Raw genomic sequence first — 15306 nt, 5'->3', positions numbered from 1 at the left:
CGCTTAAGAATTGATACATTAATCCTATAAGCGAAGATAAATTGAGCATCACAACATGCTGTTTGGCGCATAGTTTACTGCGCCTTGGCATTTTAACCAAATAGGATCAAATAAATGGATCTGATTTCAGGCATTTTAATAATAGCCAGCATTCACTTTTTAGCTGCGGCATCACCAGGTCCGGATTTTGTTTTAGTTAGTCAGCAAAGCTTAAAATACGGCAAGAAAACTGGTTTATTCGTGTCACTGGGAATTACCTTAGGTCTATCGATTCATATTCTTTATTCTGCTGTCGGCCTATCGGCCGTCATTGCCAATTCTGAAACAGCATTGTGGGTAATTAAAGTCTTAGGCGCAGGCTATTTGTTTTACTTGGGAATAATGAGCCTTAAATCTCCAGCCAAAGCTGCAGTTGAAATTTTTGAATCGACCAGTGACGATATTCCCTCGGCAAAATCCAGCCTATTTAAAGGCTTTTTATGCAATGCGTTAAACCCTAAAGCACCTATTTATTTTGTTGCTTTGTTTACCTTGGTAATCACCCCAGATACTCCAGCCGACCATTTAATGGTGTATTCCATTGTGATGATGCTTATTCAAATGGCGTGGTTTTCTAGCGTTAGCCTGCTGCTATCTAGACCTAGCGTAAATAAAGCCTTTCAGAGTATGGGACACTGGTTAGATAGGCTAATGGGTTTAGCTCTGATTGGTTTAGGGATAAAAATACTATTCACTAAGTTACAACCTTAAAGCGGGGTTCCGCAGGTAAAAGAATAGCGAGAGTACTTATGACAGATTCAACTTTTAAAAGCTTTGCTGAGTTTTATCCCTACTACTTACAGGAACATCAGCACCCGACATGTAGGAAGCTTCACTTTATTGGTTCGGCATTGGTATTGGCTGTATTAGCCATTGCTCTTTTAACTGGCAAATACAAACTGCTGTGGCTATTACCTTTGATTGGTTATGGCTTTGCTTGGGTTGGACATTTTATGTTTGAGAAAAACAAACCAGCCACCTTTCGCTATCCGTTTTATAGCTTAATGGGTGACTGGGTTATGTTTTATCAAATACTAACAGGAAAGCTAAAGGTGAACAGCTAGCGGTTACTGTTTACCGTTAAGTGCCTGTTCCTTTAACAGCGCTTTAATTTCTGCCAACTCAGCTTCTAATTTTTCAATTTGCGCACGGCTTGCAGGCTCCCCACCTTCGTTGGTTTCACCGTGTTGACGAGCTCTGTGCTGTTCATGCTCTTCTGTCATGACTTCTAAAATAGTACCGACCATCATATTCAAGAAGATAAATGCTGTTAAAAATATGAAAGTTAAATAGAAGATCCAGCTTAGTGGGTATACCGCCATGGTTTCATACATAACATCTGTCCAGTCTTCAAACGTAGAAACCCTGAACAACGTCAGCATGGAAATAGAAACATCGCCCCACAGCTCTTCATTTATTTGATGGAACAAAATGCTACCAATGGCCGCGTAAATGTAGAAGATAACAAACATGAGCAAGGCAATATAACCCATGCGAGGAATGGCTTTTAGCAGCGCATTAATCAGTAAGCGTAGCTCTGGCACCATAGAAACCAAGCGCAATACTCTGAATACTCGAAGTAGACGTGCTAATAGTACACCTGAGCCGCCAGCAGGAATTAAGCTACCAATAACAATTAAAGTATCAAATATATTCCAGCCGCTTTTAAAGAATTGTGATTTCTTAGGTGTAGCTAAAAATCGAATCACAATTTCAACCAAGAAAAATACCGTGATGGCATTATCCATGACCGCCAAGGCACCAACCATTGACGCAGGTAAATCGTGAGTCTTTGCGCCAATTAATAAAGCTGAAATAACAATGACGGCGATGACAATCCCTTGAAATATCGGGCTTGAATCAACCTTTTTTAATTTATCTTGTAATGATAAAACCAAACTACTCATGATTATTGTGCTCTGTCACCAACAAATGGGTTTGTTTGACGTTCATAGCCAAAAGTACTCATTGGGCCATGACCTGGAATAAACTGCACTTCGTCTCCCAAAGGAAACAAGTTTTCACGAATCGATTTAATTAACGTTGGATGGTCGCCTCTAGGAAAATCAGTTCGACCAATTGAGCCTTTAAACAGTACATCACCAACTTGTGCTAATTTCGATTCGCGATGGAAAAACACAACATGTCCGGGAGTGTGACCAGGGCAAAAGTACACTTCCAATTCAATTTCACCAAAACTTACTTTGTCACCTTGGTTTAGCCAACGTGTTGGTTCAAAGTGTTCAGCGTGATCAAAACCAAATCGAGTGCGCTGCTCTGGAATTAGATCAATCCAAAACTTATCTTCCTTATGCGGCCCTTCAATTGGCACTGCATACTTTTCGGCAACCGATTTGGTAGCGCCTGCATGGTCAATGTGCGCATGAGTTAAAAGCACTTTTTCTAAGGTTAAGCCTAACTGCTCAATGGCGTGAACAATTAATTCAATATCACCGCCTGGGTCAACAACCGCTGCGGCTTTAGTTTTATCACACCAAAACAAAGTACAGTTTTGTTGAAATGGTGTTACGGGAATAATTTTGTACTGCAACATAAATTCTGATCTCTGCAATAAAGTGGCGCTATTTTCCTTACTCCTTGCCCTTGGTGCAATCAATTTTTGTAACAATACTTTGAATAAGTTAAAACAATCGCTTGTTTATGCATAACAAACGTTGTTGTCGAAAATAAACACAGGTGTTAGCTATTTTTTACACAGGCTAGAAAAACCAAAATAATGAAATTTAAGAAATACCTTTACTTATCCGTTTCGAACTCGGTAAGCTCGAAGCTACATAAAAACAATAACGTTCAAAAATATGCAAGTTAGGGATTCTTTTCACTCGCGGATTGGCTTTGTTTTAGCCGCTGCGGGTTCGGCTATAGGTTTAGGTAATATTTGGGGCTTCCCCACAAATGCAGCTAATAATGGGGGCGGTGCCTTTTTATTCGTTTATTTAGTGGTTACTGTGCTGTTAGCACTACCAGCGCTTTACGCGGAAATTTATATTGGTAACCAAGCACAAAAAAACCCAGTATCTGCACTAGGTGATGCCTGTAAAGAGGTATCTGAAAGTTTAGGTAGAAAAGCAGGAATAATTGGTCTTACAGGCGCAATTATGATGCTGAGCTTCTACACGATTGTAGCAGGCTGGATGTTAGCTCATGCGCTTGCAGCGATAACTTCTTTAGTAGGTTTAGAGTCTTGGTCACAATGGCTTAGCACTTCAAGTACTGAACGAAATGTAGTGTTTACGCCTATCTTTATTTTGCTCGGTGCTGCCATTATTCATCAAGGCGTAAACAAAGGGATAGAGCGTTGGTCAACGCGTTTAATGCCTATTTTATTACTTATGCTTATAGGGCTCATCATCTATATAATGCAACAGCCAGGTGCAATGAAAGGTTTGGAGGTTTACTTAATTCCTGACTTTAGCCGCGTTACTGATCCTGATTTAGTCGTTTCCGCCATGGGGCAAGCATTCTTTTCGTTATCTATCGGTGTAGGCGGCATGATGGTTTACGGCTCTTACATGGCTAAAGATAAAGATTTAGGCAAGTTAGTACTTTCTATAACTGCGTTAGATACGGGCATTGCCTTTTTAGCCGGCCTATTAATCATTCCAGCGTTATTTGTTGCACAACAAGCGGGTCAACAGGTATTCCAAGATGGACAGCTTATTGGTGAAGGTCAGCTGATCTTCCATGTACTTCCACAATTATTTGAATCTATGGGAACAATCGGCTTAGTGGTTGCAGGAGGGTTTTTCTTATTGCTATCAATAGCTGCGCTAACATCAACAATCTCTTCGACGGAAGTACCAGTGTCTTACTTAGTTGAAGACAAAAATATCTCCCGCCGCAAAGCTACTTGGATGGTTTCTGCAATAGTGCTGTTTTTCTCTTCACTACTTATTGCATTCTTCGATGTTTTATTTGGCGCATTTATCGCCGCGTTAACCACGATATTGCAGCCGCTTAGTTGTTTATTCTACTTTATTGTCGTCGGCTGGTTATGGAAAAGAGGTAACAAGTTAAGAGATAAGAGCTTGCAAGAAGGACGCCCTTTCTTAGCTCACTGGGGCAACTATTTGCGATTTGTTTGTCCTGTGTTGTTATCGGTTGTTTTCGTAAACGTGGCAATTTTAAATTAACAACAGTGTAGTTTGGGATTTTATAAGGCGCTATTCTAGCGCCTTTTTTATTGAGTTGGCTTTGAGCTAGCCCCATGAATTTTCGCTAGCCCTATATCGAGAGCCCTAGCTATTTCTGCTGATTCGGCTTTTTTTCTCGACAGAGCAACATAAATATCACTACTATGATTCCTTGCCCCTTTAACAACATCGTCTTCAGACAAGTTTAACTTAGCAAGATTATAAGCAGCTACTTCGTCAAACATAATAGCTAAATCGACACGACCACTAAGCAACATTCTTATAATTTGCTCCTGGCTAGAGACACGAAACTCTTGAAAACGATGACGCTGTTTTTCATATTCGTTGCCATATTCATAACCGAGTATTAAACCAATACTCGCACCGTCTGGAATGTCATCGACCGAAGCATAATTTTTAACGTTTTTTGCGGAGTAAAAGTAAGAAGCATGAGCGACTAATAAGACTTGCTCACCGAACAAAAACTTTACTTCGGTATCCGATTGGCGTGTGACATTAAAACAACCGTGAACATCTCCATATTCCGCCATCTGAAGTGCCCTAGCATAGGGAACAGCAATAAACTCAGGTCGAAACTTACTGCCTTTAAGTGCCTGTTGAATAAGTGTTTTCGAAATACCATTACCTTGAGAATCAGCATATGGCGGCCAGCTGTCTTCCGCGGCAAAGATAATGACTTTCTCAGAAGCCGTGAGCTGAACACTAATGCTGAGAAGTATAAATGCGAGATAGATTTTCATCATTCAATTATAGCCCACAGGTTTAACGTGCATTGCACCAAAGCGCTTTCACTACTGACTAACGTTATTGCGCCCTTTCTTTTTCGCGCGATAAAGCGCTTGGTCTGCAACTTTAATGACTTCCTCAAACGTTTGCTTACTTTCTTTAGCGGCAACCCCAATAGAGATTGTTACGCTAACACTTTTTGATTTGTCAGGCTTTTTCGCCTGCCGTGATTTCTTGTCTTTTCTTAAAGGGTGCCTGATAACAATTTTATAATCGGCAATAGTTTGTCGTAAATGTTCTAGTTCATGTAGGCATTGCTCTACGTTCTTTCGTGGAAATATCACGGTGAACTCTTCACCACCGTAACGAAACACTTTCCCGCCTCCTCTTACTTTTGCCAATTTAGCACCAACAAGTTTCAGCACTTGGTCACCGATATCATGACCATAGTTGTCATTAAACTTTTTAAAGTGGTCTACGTCTAACATTGCCACAGTGTATTTTCGACCTAATGACAAAGCATATTGGTTTAATGCTCTACGTGATGGAATGCCGGTAAGTTCATCTCGATAGGCTAAATAATAGGAATCCACGATAACAACGACAATGTAGTGACTTAACAACATTACCGCTAGTACACTTAGTGGTAATGATATTTGCTGCTGATACAGCATGGTTAAAAGAATCAAGCTTGTTAGTAAAGATGACACCAACAAATCAGCATTTCGCAAACTACGATAAAGCACATAGAAGGCGATGACAAAAAGCGGGATATTAATGGGTAAGTGAACAAATAGCTCTTTGACTATACTTTGGCTTGCGAAGTTTTCCTGAAGGTAATCTATGCCAACAAGCCAACCATAGCCCACAGCTATACACCCAGCTATTGCGATTAATCGCCACACCAAATGAACTGAAAATAAACTTCGATCTTTTACTTTTGTTAAAAGTGCTAATAACAACAAGCCAGATAAATACAACCAATCTCTATTGGCTTGCAAATAACTATTGCCATCAACCACTCCTTGCTTAACGCAGTAATAAAGCAAAACAACAAGAATAAGAAGGTTATAACGCGAGCGATTAAACTGAGCACTGATAAAAAAGCTAGCAAGAAACAGCAACCAAACAGAATTTTCAACAAAGTTAATCTTCGCTGTCCAATAAGGTGTTGAATACGTGACAAGGGCAAACAATATGCTTACCAATAACCCAGTCCATAATGTGGACTTTAGTCCTTCTAACTTTTGAAGCAAAGATACCTCTCAGAGTGCGTCAGCTAATGTTGTTATTGTTACTGACGAATCGTTTCTAGTGTTTATTTTCTGCGCTTTTACTAGCGTTTTCGGTTACTTAACCGCGCCGAGTAATGGCTAGTTATCGGCACCATCTTACGATTCATTAATAAGATGATCAATTGCTTGGCTATTATCGGCTTGCAACTCGACTTGTTCTATCTTTTCAAATCGCTTGGTTATCTTATCTGCTGACGTATTGATTTGCTTAACATCGGTTGCCGCCTGGTCAATGTGCTTAGCAAGGTTGGTAAAACGCGTTTTAAATCGACCAAAATCCGACGATAGTTCCCGTAAATGCTGTTGGATCAAATGAACCTGCTCTTTAGTTGCTTCATCTTTGAGTACCGCTCGAGCAGTTGTTAAAATAGCCATTAAAGTTGTTGGCGAGCACAGCCAAACACGATGCTGGTTGGCAAATTCCACTAAATCAGGAAAATGTCCATGAATTTCGGCAAACACAGCCTCTGCCGGAATAAACATGATAGCACCATCTGCGGTTTCTTTATCAATTAAGTATTTACTGCTGATGTCTTGTACGTGCTTTTTAATGTCTTGCTTAAACTGGCGTTCGCCCTGCTTTCGTTCAATATCACTTAGCTCGACGTTTGTCATTACACGATAGCTTTCCAAAGGAAATTTGGCGTCAATGACTACATTACCTGTGGGCTCAGGTAACCACAAAACACAGTCAGCTACTTTTCCGTTAGATAGCGTATGTTGCAGGGAGAAATGTTGCTCCGGTAGTACATTACGAATCAAGGCGTTAAGTTGAACCTCACCAAATGCACCGCGCGAACGCTTATCGGCAAGAATATGCTGCAAGGAAACAACGTTTGTCGATAACTCAGTTATCTTCTTCTGTGCTTCATCAATTAGCGCTAATCGCTTAACAATATCATTAAAGGTCTTATTGGTTTTATCAAAACCATCTGTTAGACGTTTATCCACTTGTTCACTAATTGCTTTAAGACGCTCATCGGTTGTTCCTGTAAGCTCTTTTACTTTCTCAGCAATTTGTTCACTTGCAAGTTTTAACGCCCTTGCTTGCTCTTCTCGGTTTTCTTTACTGGTTTTATTAAGCACTGTCATCAGCTGCTCTAGCGTTTGGTGATGCTTTTCACTCAATGACTGCTGAAATTGATGCTGTTGTTGCTGCAACCTTCTAATATTCTCATTAGCCGTAACTAATTGTTTTTCATTATGGCTGGCTAACTCTTTTTGCAATTGAAGATTTAATTGTGAGAATTGCTGGTTAAACTGTTGGAGATCAGATTGCTGTTTTTCAATTAAAAGTTGAGAGACTTGAGCAAGCAATGCATTGTTCTTTTGGCGAGAAAATAGTAATACGACAAGCAATGACACCAAGCAAAGACTCGCTATAGCAAGTAATACCAGAGCAGTATTTTCATCAATCCAAACAAGCAAGTTTGCCATTCAACTCTCAAACAACTGTAAATATTTCCAGTTATTTAATCACAACCTAGGTAAATTGCCAACGAAAGAAAATAAAAAAGCGGCTTAGTTGCCGCTTTTTCAATAGGATTGCTTAGTAGGAACTAAATACTATGATAGCTTCTCATCTAGTTCTTCAATTTTCGCCTGCCAAATGGCAGGGCCTGTTACGTGTGCTGACTCACCCGTTGAATCAACCGCAACCGTTACTGGCATATCTTCTACTTCAAACTCGTAAATTGCTTCCATACCTAAATCTTCAAAAGCAACAACTTTTGCTTTCTTGATCGCTTTAGATACTAAGTATGCAGCACCACCAACAGCCATTAAGTACACAGACTTGTTATTTTTGATTGACTCACACGTTGCTGCGCCGCGTTCTGCTTTACCGATCGTACCTAAAAGACCGGTTTTGGATAACATCATTTCAGTGAACTTATCCATACGTGTCGCAGTTGTTGGGCCAGCAGGGCCTACCGCTTCATCACCAATTGCATCAACTGGGCCGACGTAATAGATAAATTTATCAGTAAAATCAACTGGTAGCTCTTCACCTTTGTTGATCATATCTTGGATACGTTTATGAGCAGCATCACGGCCCGTTAAAATCTTACCTGAAAGAAGAACTGTCTCACCAGTTTTCCACTCACTTACGTCAGCTTTTTTCAATTCGTCAACATTAACGCGGCGAACGTTCTCACCTACTTCCCAAGTTATTTCTGGCCACTCTTCTAACTTAGGCGGCGTTAAGTCTGCAGGGCCTGAGCCGTCTAAGTGAAAATGAACGTGACGAGTAGCAGCACAGTTAGGGATCATCACTACAGGCTTAGAAGCTGCGTGTGTTGGCGCTGAATTAATTTTTACATCAACTACTGTTGTTAAACCGCCTAGGCCTTGAGCACCAATACCTAGTTTGTTAACGCGCTCATAAATCTCTAAACGTAATTCTTCTTCAGCATTTTGCGGACCACGCTCTAACAATTCCTGAATATCAACAGGATCCATTAAGCTTTCTTTAGCAAGAACACCTGCTTTTTCAGCAGTACCACCAATACCTATACCTAACATCCCTGGTGGACACCAACCTGCGCCCATTTTAGGAAGTGTTTCAACAACCCAATCAGCTACAGAATCAGATGGGTTCAACATCACCATTTTAGTTTTGTTTTCACTACCACCACCTTTTGCGGCAATCATCACTTCAACTTCACCGCCAGCAACCATATCAAGATGCACAACCGATGGCGTGTTGTCTTTCGTATTCTTGCGGGTACCTGCTGGGTCGGCAACAATAGACGCACGTAAAGGATTATCTGGATTCATGTATGCACGACGTGTCCCTTCATCAACCATTTGTTGAACCGTCATGTCCGTTTTATCCCACTTAACATCCATACCTACTTTAACGAAGCAAGTAACAATACCTGTGTCTTGACAGATTGGACGCTTTCCATGAGCAGACATGCGAGAGTTAATTAAGATTTGTGCAATCGCATCTTTCGCCGCTTGGCTTTCTTCTTTATGGTACGCTTTCTCTAATGCTTGAACGAAATCCAATGGATGGTAATAAGATATATATTGCAACGCGTCTGCGATGCTATCGATCATGTCTTGCTGTTTAATAGTAGCCATGGTTGCCCTTTATAATTTTGCTCTGTAATTGCTCTATTTACACTCTGTCTCTAGTGAAATTCGTGAAACAGTTGAAAGTTATAATTTTGCCCGTATGATACCCTGCTTGAATCAAGCTCGCTAGCGTTAAAACACTATAGGTAGTCACTTTGTCTATTAATTGTAATTCAATTATTTCCGCTTCGCCTTTGCACTTTCAATTAGACGAAAGTAAAAAAGAGCATCAAGAAATTAAACCTGAACAGGTTTTTCAAGCATTTGCGGATATGCCTTGGGCAATGTGGTTGGATTCAGGACAAAGTAATCACCCTGATAGTCTGTTTGATATTATGGTATGGCAGCCAGCAGTAACACTTATTACTGAAAACAACGCTACTCAAATCTCAAATACAACAGACGGCTCTTCTAAATCAATCAGCAGTGCAGAACAAGACCCTTTAACTGTATTAGCGAACTGCCAACAACAACTATTCGCAGACACAAACATTGAGACAGATAGCGCTTTACCATTTTCAGGCGGTGCTTTAGGTTATTTTGGCTATGATCTAGGCCGATATTTTGAGCAGTTGCCAGAGCAAGCTCAAAAGGACATTAATCTACCAGAAATGGCAGTAGGTCTTTACCTTAAAGCAATTGTTTATAATCGTAAAACTAAGAAATACCTATTAATTTGCCCTCAAGACCAACGAAAAGCCACAGAAAAAGAAGTGAGTGAGCGTATTGCAGCGGTTGAAAAGAAAAACCCATTCAAGCTAACGTCAGATTGGCAACTACAAATAAACAAAGAAGAATACACTGAAAAATTTAACAAAATTCAAGCGTATTTGCGCTCTGGAGATTGTTATCAGATAAACCTGACCCAGCGCTTTTCAAGCCAATACCTAGGCGATGAGTATCAAGCTTATTTAGCGCTACGCAATGCCAATAATGCACCGTTCTCTGGCTTTATTCGCTTACCCGATGCAGCGATTTTAAGTGTATCACCTGAACGTTTTATTCAAGTTCAAGGTAAGCAAGTACAAACTAAGCCAATTAAAGGCACGCTTCCTCGTTTAACCGACCTCACCCTAGACCAAGAGCAAAAAGCCAAGTTACAACAGTCCCCAAAAGACCGAGCCGAAAACTTGATGATAGTGGACTTGTTGCGCAATGATTTAAGTCGCTCTTGCCAAGCTGGAACCGTAAAAGTGCCTAAATTATTTGAAGTAGAAAGCTTTCCAGCAGTTCATCATTTAGTCAGCACCATTACGGCGCAACTTTCAGAAGATAAAAGCGCAATTGATCTGCTAAGAGCAAGTTTTCCTGGCGGCTCAATCACTGGCGCGCCAAAAATTAGGGCGATGGAAATTATTGATGAATTAGAGCCGCATCGCAGAAGCATCTATTGCGGCTCAATTGGCTATATATCAGCGTGCGGCAATATGGATACAAGTATTACCATTAGAACATTAGCTGCTCTTGATAACACGATATACTGCTGGGCAGGTGGTGGAATAGTCTCAGACTCTACTGCAGAAAACGAATATCAAGAAGCTTTTGATAAAGTAAATAAAATACTGCCTATACTCAGTCAACTAAGTTAACCTTAAAGTTAGCATAGTTAGTTCAGGAGTTATCTTGAAACAGTCAGAATTTTTAAATCGATTTTTCGTTACTCCGTACCCAACAAACAGAAACGTTTTTAAATTACCGGAACACATTTCAGCAAGACCTTCAGCGGTACTCATCCCCTTGGTCGAGATAGGTGACGAACTACAAATCGTCCTGACTAAACGTGCCGCTCACCTAAAGCATCACGCGGGACAAATTAGCTTTCCGGGTGGGAAAGTGGAAGAACAAGATAAGTCGCTTATCGATACAGCATTAAGAGAAGCCGAAGAAGAAATAGGAATTCCGGCAAGCAACGTTAAAGTGTTAGGCGAACTTACCGCCTATCACACCATTACAGGCTTCTCGATAAAACCGATAATCGGGTTACTTCAACAAAATCAAAGTTACCTGCCAGATACGCAAGAAGTAGAAAGCGTTTTTCATGTACCGCTATCCTTCTGCTTAGCAAGAAATAACTTTTCCACCATAGACGTGAAAAGAAAGCAACTAGAGTACCCTGTTTACTTTATTCCTTATCAAGAGCATTTTATTTGGGGGGCTACTGCGGCCATCTTACACGACCTTGCCAACCACCTATCTGCATAAAAGCATCTATACTTTTTATACCTTATATATTTTTCCTGTATAGGCTAGCCTAAGATGTTGGGTCAAAGAGATTTTTAATTAAGTCTATTTCGGGTATCATACCGAAGAAAATTTATAACTCTTATAATTAAACAAATTTAAATTCAGGTTTAACGCATGATTAGTGTATTTGATATGTTTTCCATCGGTATTGGGCCATCGAGCTCTCATACTGTTGGGCCAATGAAAGCGGCAAAACTGTTCGTTGACCACTTAATAGAGCAAGGCAAGGTCGAGCAAGTAGATCGTATTAAGACCGAACTATTTGGTTCTTTAGGGCAAACGGGTATCGGTCACGGCACGGGCAAAGCCGTTATTTTAGGTCTTTTCGGTGAAACCCCGGAAGGGATCGCTGTTGAAGATATTGATCGAATCTTAGAAGAAGTGAACACCAGCGAAAAGATCCGACTGACCAATGGGCAAGAAGTCGACTTCCCTAAAGCTGACGCAATTATTTATCACAGACGTAAAACACTTCCTGCACATGCAAACGCGATGACTATCTATGCTTATGCCAACGATGAGCTAGTTTTAGAAGAAACCTATTATTCGATTGGTGGCGGCTTTATCGTTCAAGACTGTGATTTTGAAAAAGAAAAAGACAAAGCATTGTCTCTGCACACTAATATTAAACGCCCTCATGTATTTTCATCGGCCGACGAACTTTTACAACTAGCAACTGAAAAAGGTCTAAGCATCAGTACCATTATGATGGACAACGAAAAATGTTTAGCTGATGAAGCTACTATTCGCAAAGGCTTAGTCGACATTTGGAAAGCGATGAAAGATAGCGTTGAGCGCGGCATGAAAACCGAAGGCATTTTGCCTGGCGGGCTAAAAGTAAACCGTCGAGCGCCAGCACTTCATCGCTCGTTGTCAGTTGAGAAAAATAATGACCCATTAACCGCAATGGATTGGGTAAATTTATTTGCGCTAGCGGTAAACGAAGAAAACGCTGCCGGCTCTCGCGTTGTTACTGCGCCAACTAACGGTGCAGCTGGTATTATCCCTGCTGTTTTATGTTACTACGACAAATTTATCAAACCAGTATCAGACGATGACTGTATTCGCTACTTACTTACGGCTGCAGCGATTGGCGTGTTGTATAAAACAAATGCGACCATTTCAGGTGCTGAAGGCGGCTGCCAAGCAGAAGTTGGTGTTGCGTGTTCTATGGCAGCAGGTGCACTTACTGAACTGATGGGTGGCTCTCCAATACAAGTAGAAAATGCAGCTGAAATAGGTATGGAGCACAACTTAGGTTTAACCTGTGACCCTGTCGGCGGCCTTGTACAAGTTCCTTGTATCGAGCGTAACGCAATGGGTTCAGTTAAAGCAATTAATGCTTCTCGACTAGCCCTACGAGGCACAGGAACGCAAAAAGTATCTTTAGATAAAGTCATTAAGACCATGTGGGAAACAGGTAATGACATGAAAACCAAGTATAAAGAAACTTCTCGCGGCGGCCTAGCCGTTAATATTATCGAGTGTTAGTTCACTTCTAGCTATCATGGGCAACTTCTGTAGAGTTGCCCATCTTCTAAAAAACCTATCATAAAGTTCAAGTTAATCAATTATTCTAATCAATAATTTCCCCGCATAATTACCTTAGTTCGACATCAACAACTATATTTAACAATTTATCGCGAAGGAAATTTAACATGAATAACAACAAAGAAGGCCAAGCAGTTCCACAAGTAACTTTTGCCACTCGCCAAGGAGACGCATGGGTTAATGTTACATCCAATGACTTGTTTAAAGACAAAACCGTTATCGTTTTTAGTTTACCGGGAGCTTTTACTCCAACCTGCTCTTCTAGTCATTTACCTAGATACAACGAATTATTTTCTACTTTTGCGGAACATGGCGTCGACAGCATATTATGCTTTTCAGTTAACGATACCTTTGTTATGAACGCGTGGCAGCAAGATCAAGAAGCTGACAATATTCAATTTATTCCTGATGGCAATGGTGAATTTACCGATGGCATGGGTATGTTAGTAGACAAAAATGATCTGGGTTTTGGTAAGCGTTCATGGCGCTATAGCATGTTGGTGAAAAACGGGATCGTTGAGAAAATGTTTATTGAACCAGATGAGCCAGGTGACCCGTTTAAAGTATCTGATGCCGACACCATGCTTAATTACATTGCTCCTGATGTAAAGCTACAAGAGTCTATTGCGGTATTTTCTAAACCAGGCTGCCCATTTTGCGCTAAAGCAAAACAGCTATTAATTGATAACAATCTGAACTACGAAGAAATTGTGTTAGGTAAAGATGCGACAAGCGTTAGCTTACGTGCAATCAGTAATCGAAGTACTGTGCCGCAAGTTTTTATTGGTGGTAAGCACATAGGTGGTAGTGAAGAGTTAGAGCAGTACTTATCGTAATAACTCCAAGAAAATAAAAAGCCAAGCAATTAATTTACTTGGCTTCTTTCTGTAATATACGCTAGGAGTACTAACGAACAGGTAGCTGAATATCAGCAAACAATTCGTCTATTTCAGCATTGTTTTTCATCAATACCGCACGGGTGACTATGTCGCGATTTAAATGTGGCGCAAATCGTTCGATAAAATCAAACATATAGCCACGTAAGAAAGTACCGCGCCTAAAGCCAATCTTGGTAGTACTAGCTTTAAACAAGTGGCTCGCATCTAAGGTCACTAAATCACTATCTAGGTTCTTATCCATTGCCATTGTTGCGATTACACCAATACCAACCCCCATACGCACGTAAGTTTTGATAACGTCGGCATCTGTTGCGGTAAAGGCAATTTTTGGCTCAACTCCGGCAGATTTAAATGCTTCGTCTAATTCAGAGCGCCCTGTAAAACCAAACACATAAGTAACAAGTGAATATTTCGCAACATCTTCAATCGTTAACTCTTTTTTGTTTGCTAGCGGGTGATCAGGTCTAACGATAATACTGCGATTCCAGTGATAGCACGGCAACATAATCAAATCGTTGTATAAGTGAAATGACTCAGTAGCGATGGCAAAGTCTGCATCACCTTTTGTTGCAGCATCACTGATTTGCGCTGGTGTGCCCTGATACATATGCAAAGAAACTTTCGCATATTTTTGCATGAACCCTTGGATCACATCAGGTAGTGCGTATCTGGCTTGCGTGTGTGTCGTTGCAATACGCAACTTACCTTCATCTGGTTGCGTGTGCTCTCTTGCAACCGCTTTGATTGCTTCGACTTTAGATAAAATCTCCGTTGCGATATTAATAACTTCTTTTCCGGCGGAAGTGACATGTGTTAAGTGTTTACCGCTGCGTCCAAATATTTGAATGCCAAGTTCGTCTTCGAGCATTCTTACTTGTTTACTAATCCCAGGTTGAGATGTAAATAGGCTCTCGGCGGTGGCAGAAACATTTAGATTATTGTTTTGTACTTCGACAATATAACGGAGTTGTTGCAGCTTCATAATGTTTTTTCTATTTTACTTATGCAAAAAATATATACCCAAATAACAATTTATTCCATAGGTTTGTTGAACCTTGCGTAAAATTAATTCATAAAAATCGACATCTGCTGCGTTTTCGAAAGAATATTACTGCTTAAACTTTTGTTACAAAGTTAAATCCTTCTCGGTCAAACTAAAAATATCTAATTTACGCTCAGATTACCAATTTAATTTGTTATCATCTTGGACTATGCTTGAGCGAACATTTTTTGTAGACTGTTCAATATTAGCTAGTTTTTAGACTTATATAAGAGTCGCTTAGGTGGGTAAAGCAC

The 15306-nt window shown here is 40.4% G+C and carries 14 protein-coding genes; 7 read left to right on the top strand and 7 right to left on the bottom strand.

Annotation, left to right across the window (positions count from 1 at the left end):
- Window positions 1–114 precede the first annotated feature (114 nt).
- Window positions 115–750, top strand: coding sequence for a LysE family translocator (locus tag ACOB80_RS03005; RefSeq protein WP_473164316.1), 636 nt, complete (start codon window positions 115–117; stop codon window positions 748–750).
- A gap of 38 nt (window positions 751–788) precedes the next feature.
- Window positions 789–1103, top strand: coding sequence for an Mpo1-like protein (locus ACOB80_RS03000; RefSeq protein WP_473164315.1), 315 nt, complete (start codon window positions 789–791; stop codon window positions 1101–1103).
- Between the two features lie 3 nt (window positions 1104–1106).
- On the opposite strand, the gene ACOB80_RS02995 is transcribed toward ACOB80_RS03000, so the two are convergent.
- Together ACOB80_RS02995 and ACOB80_RS02990 are read right to left on the bottom strand one after the other, a co-directional pair.
- Complete coding sequence (locus ACOB80_RS02995; RefSeq protein ID WP_473164314.1) at window positions 1107–1946, bottom strand: ion transporter; 840 nt, start codon at window positions 1944–1946, stop codon at window positions 1107–1109.
- 2 nt (window positions 1947–1948) lie between these two features.
- Entirely contained in the window at window positions 1949–2590 is a 642-nt protein-coding gene (locus ACOB80_RS02990; protein ID WP_473164784.1) for an MBL fold metallo-hydrolase, read from the bottom strand.
- Between the two features lie 268 nt (window positions 2591–2858).
- On the opposite strand from ACOB80_RS02990, the gene ACOB80_RS02985 reads away from it, so the two are divergent.
- Window positions 2859–4193: a sodium-dependent transporter gene (locus tag ACOB80_RS02985; protein WP_473164313.1), complete on the top strand. Its 1335-nt coding sequence runs from the start codon at window positions 2859–2861 to the stop codon at window positions 4191–4193.
- A gap of 47 nt (window positions 4194–4240) precedes the next feature.
- Here the strand turns inward: ACOB80_RS02985 and ACOB80_RS02980 are convergent, their stop codons facing one another.
- The 4 genes from ACOB80_RS02980 to ACOB80_RS02965 all read right to left on the bottom strand — a co-directional run bounded on the left by ACOB80_RS02980 (window position 4241) and on the right by ACOB80_RS02965 (window position 9322).
- Window positions 4241–4957 carry a substrate-binding periplasmic protein gene (locus ACOB80_RS02980; RefSeq protein ID WP_473164312.1) on the bottom strand — a complete coding sequence of 239 codons (717 nt, stop codon included), beginning with the start codon at window positions 4955–4957 and terminating at the stop codon, window positions 4241–4243.
- 48 nt (window positions 4958–5005) lie between these two features.
- Complete coding sequence (locus ACOB80_RS02975) at window positions 5006–6196, bottom strand: GGDEF domain-containing protein (RefSeq protein ID WP_473164311.1); 1191 nt, start codon at window positions 6194–6196, stop codon at window positions 5006–5008.
- Window positions 6197–6331: 135 nt separating this feature from the next.
- Complete coding sequence (locus ACOB80_RS02970) at window positions 6332–7672, bottom strand: DNA recombination protein RmuC (RefSeq protein WP_473164310.1); 1341 nt, start codon at window positions 7670–7672, stop codon at window positions 6332–6334.
- 129 nt (window positions 7673–7801) lie between these two features.
- On the bottom strand, window positions 7802–9322 hold the full coding sequence (locus ACOB80_RS02965; protein ID WP_473164309.1) for a fumarate hydratase: 1521 nt from the start codon (window positions 9320–9322) through the stop codon (window positions 7802–7804).
- Between the two features lie 149 nt (window positions 9323–9471).
- Here ACOB80_RS02965 and pabB point away from each other — a divergent pair, with 149 nt between their 5' ends.
- From pabB to ACOB80_RS02945, 4 genes are all read left to right on the top strand, one after another.
- Window positions 9472–10905 (top strand): aminodeoxychorismate synthase component I, encoded by a 1434-nt coding sequence (gene pabB, locus ACOB80_RS02960; RefSeq protein WP_473164308.1) that lies wholly within the window; start codon window positions 9472–9474, stop codon window positions 10903–10905.
- Between the two features lie 34 nt (window positions 10906–10939).
- A complete protein-coding gene (locus ACOB80_RS02955; RefSeq protein ID WP_473164307.1) occupies window positions 10940–11518 on the top strand; it encodes a CoA pyrophosphatase in 579 nt (192 codons plus the stop codon).
- Window positions 11519–11674: 156 nt separating this feature from the next.
- A complete protein-coding gene (locus ACOB80_RS02950) occupies window positions 11675–13051 on the top strand; it encodes an L-serine ammonia-lyase (protein ID WP_473164306.1) in 1377 nt (458 codons plus the stop codon).
- Between the two features lie 167 nt (window positions 13052–13218).
- Window positions 13219–13947, top strand: coding sequence for a glutathione peroxidase (locus ACOB80_RS02945; protein WP_473164305.1), 729 nt, complete (start codon window positions 13219–13221; stop codon window positions 13945–13947).
- Between the two features lie 70 nt (window positions 13948–14017).
- Here ACOB80_RS02945 and cysB read toward each other — a convergent pair whose 3' ends face one another.
- Entirely contained in the window at window positions 14018–14992 is a 975-nt protein-coding gene (cysB, locus tag ACOB80_RS02940) for an HTH-type transcriptional regulator CysB (protein WP_473164304.1), read from the bottom strand.
- Window positions 14993–15306: the final 314 nt, after the last annotated feature.

The sequence above is a fragment of the Thalassotalea coralli genome, assembly GCF_055786205.1.
This window is presented reverse-complemented; position numbering and strand designations above follow the sequence as displayed.

Bases quoted from the DNA above. Each gene is read 5' to 3' on its own strand.
- ACOB80_RS03005 (WP_473164316.1), top strand. From the start codon at position 115: ATGGATCTGATTTCAGGCATTTTAATAATAGCCAGCATTCACTTTTTA.
- ACOB80_RS03000 (WP_473164315.1), top strand. From the start codon at position 789: ATGACAGATTCAACTTTTAAAAGCTTTGCTGAGTTTTATCCCTACTAC.
- ACOB80_RS02995 (WP_473164314.1), bottom strand. From the start codon at position 1,946: ATGAGTAGTTTGGTTTTATCATTACAAGATAAATTAAAAAAGGTTGAT.
- ACOB80_RS02985 (WP_473164313.1), top strand. From the start codon at position 2,859: ATGCAAGTTAGGGATTCTTTTCACTCGCGGATTGGCTTTGTTTTAGCC.
- ACOB80_RS02980 (WP_473164312.1), bottom strand. From the start codon at position 4,957: ATGATGAAAATCTATCTCGCATTTATACTTCTCAGCATTAGTGTTCAG.
- ACOB80_RS02970 (WP_473164310.1), bottom strand. From the start codon at position 7,672: ATGGCAAACTTGCTTGTTTGGATTGATGAAAATACTGCTCTGGTATTA.
- ACOB80_RS02965 (WP_473164309.1), bottom strand. From the start codon at position 9,322: ATGGCTACTATTAAACAGCAAGACATGATCGATAGCATCGCAGACGCG.
- ACOB80_RS02950 (WP_473164306.1), top strand. From the start codon at position 11,675: ATGATTAGTGTATTTGATATGTTTTCCATCGGTATTGGGCCATCGAGC.
- ACOB80_RS02945 (WP_473164305.1), top strand. From the start codon at position 13,219: ATGAATAACAACAAAGAAGGCCAAGCAGTTCCACAAGTAACTTTTGCC.
- cysB (WP_473164304.1), bottom strand. From the start codon at position 14,992: ATGAAGCTGCAACAACTCCGTTATATTGTCGAAGTACAAAACAATAAT.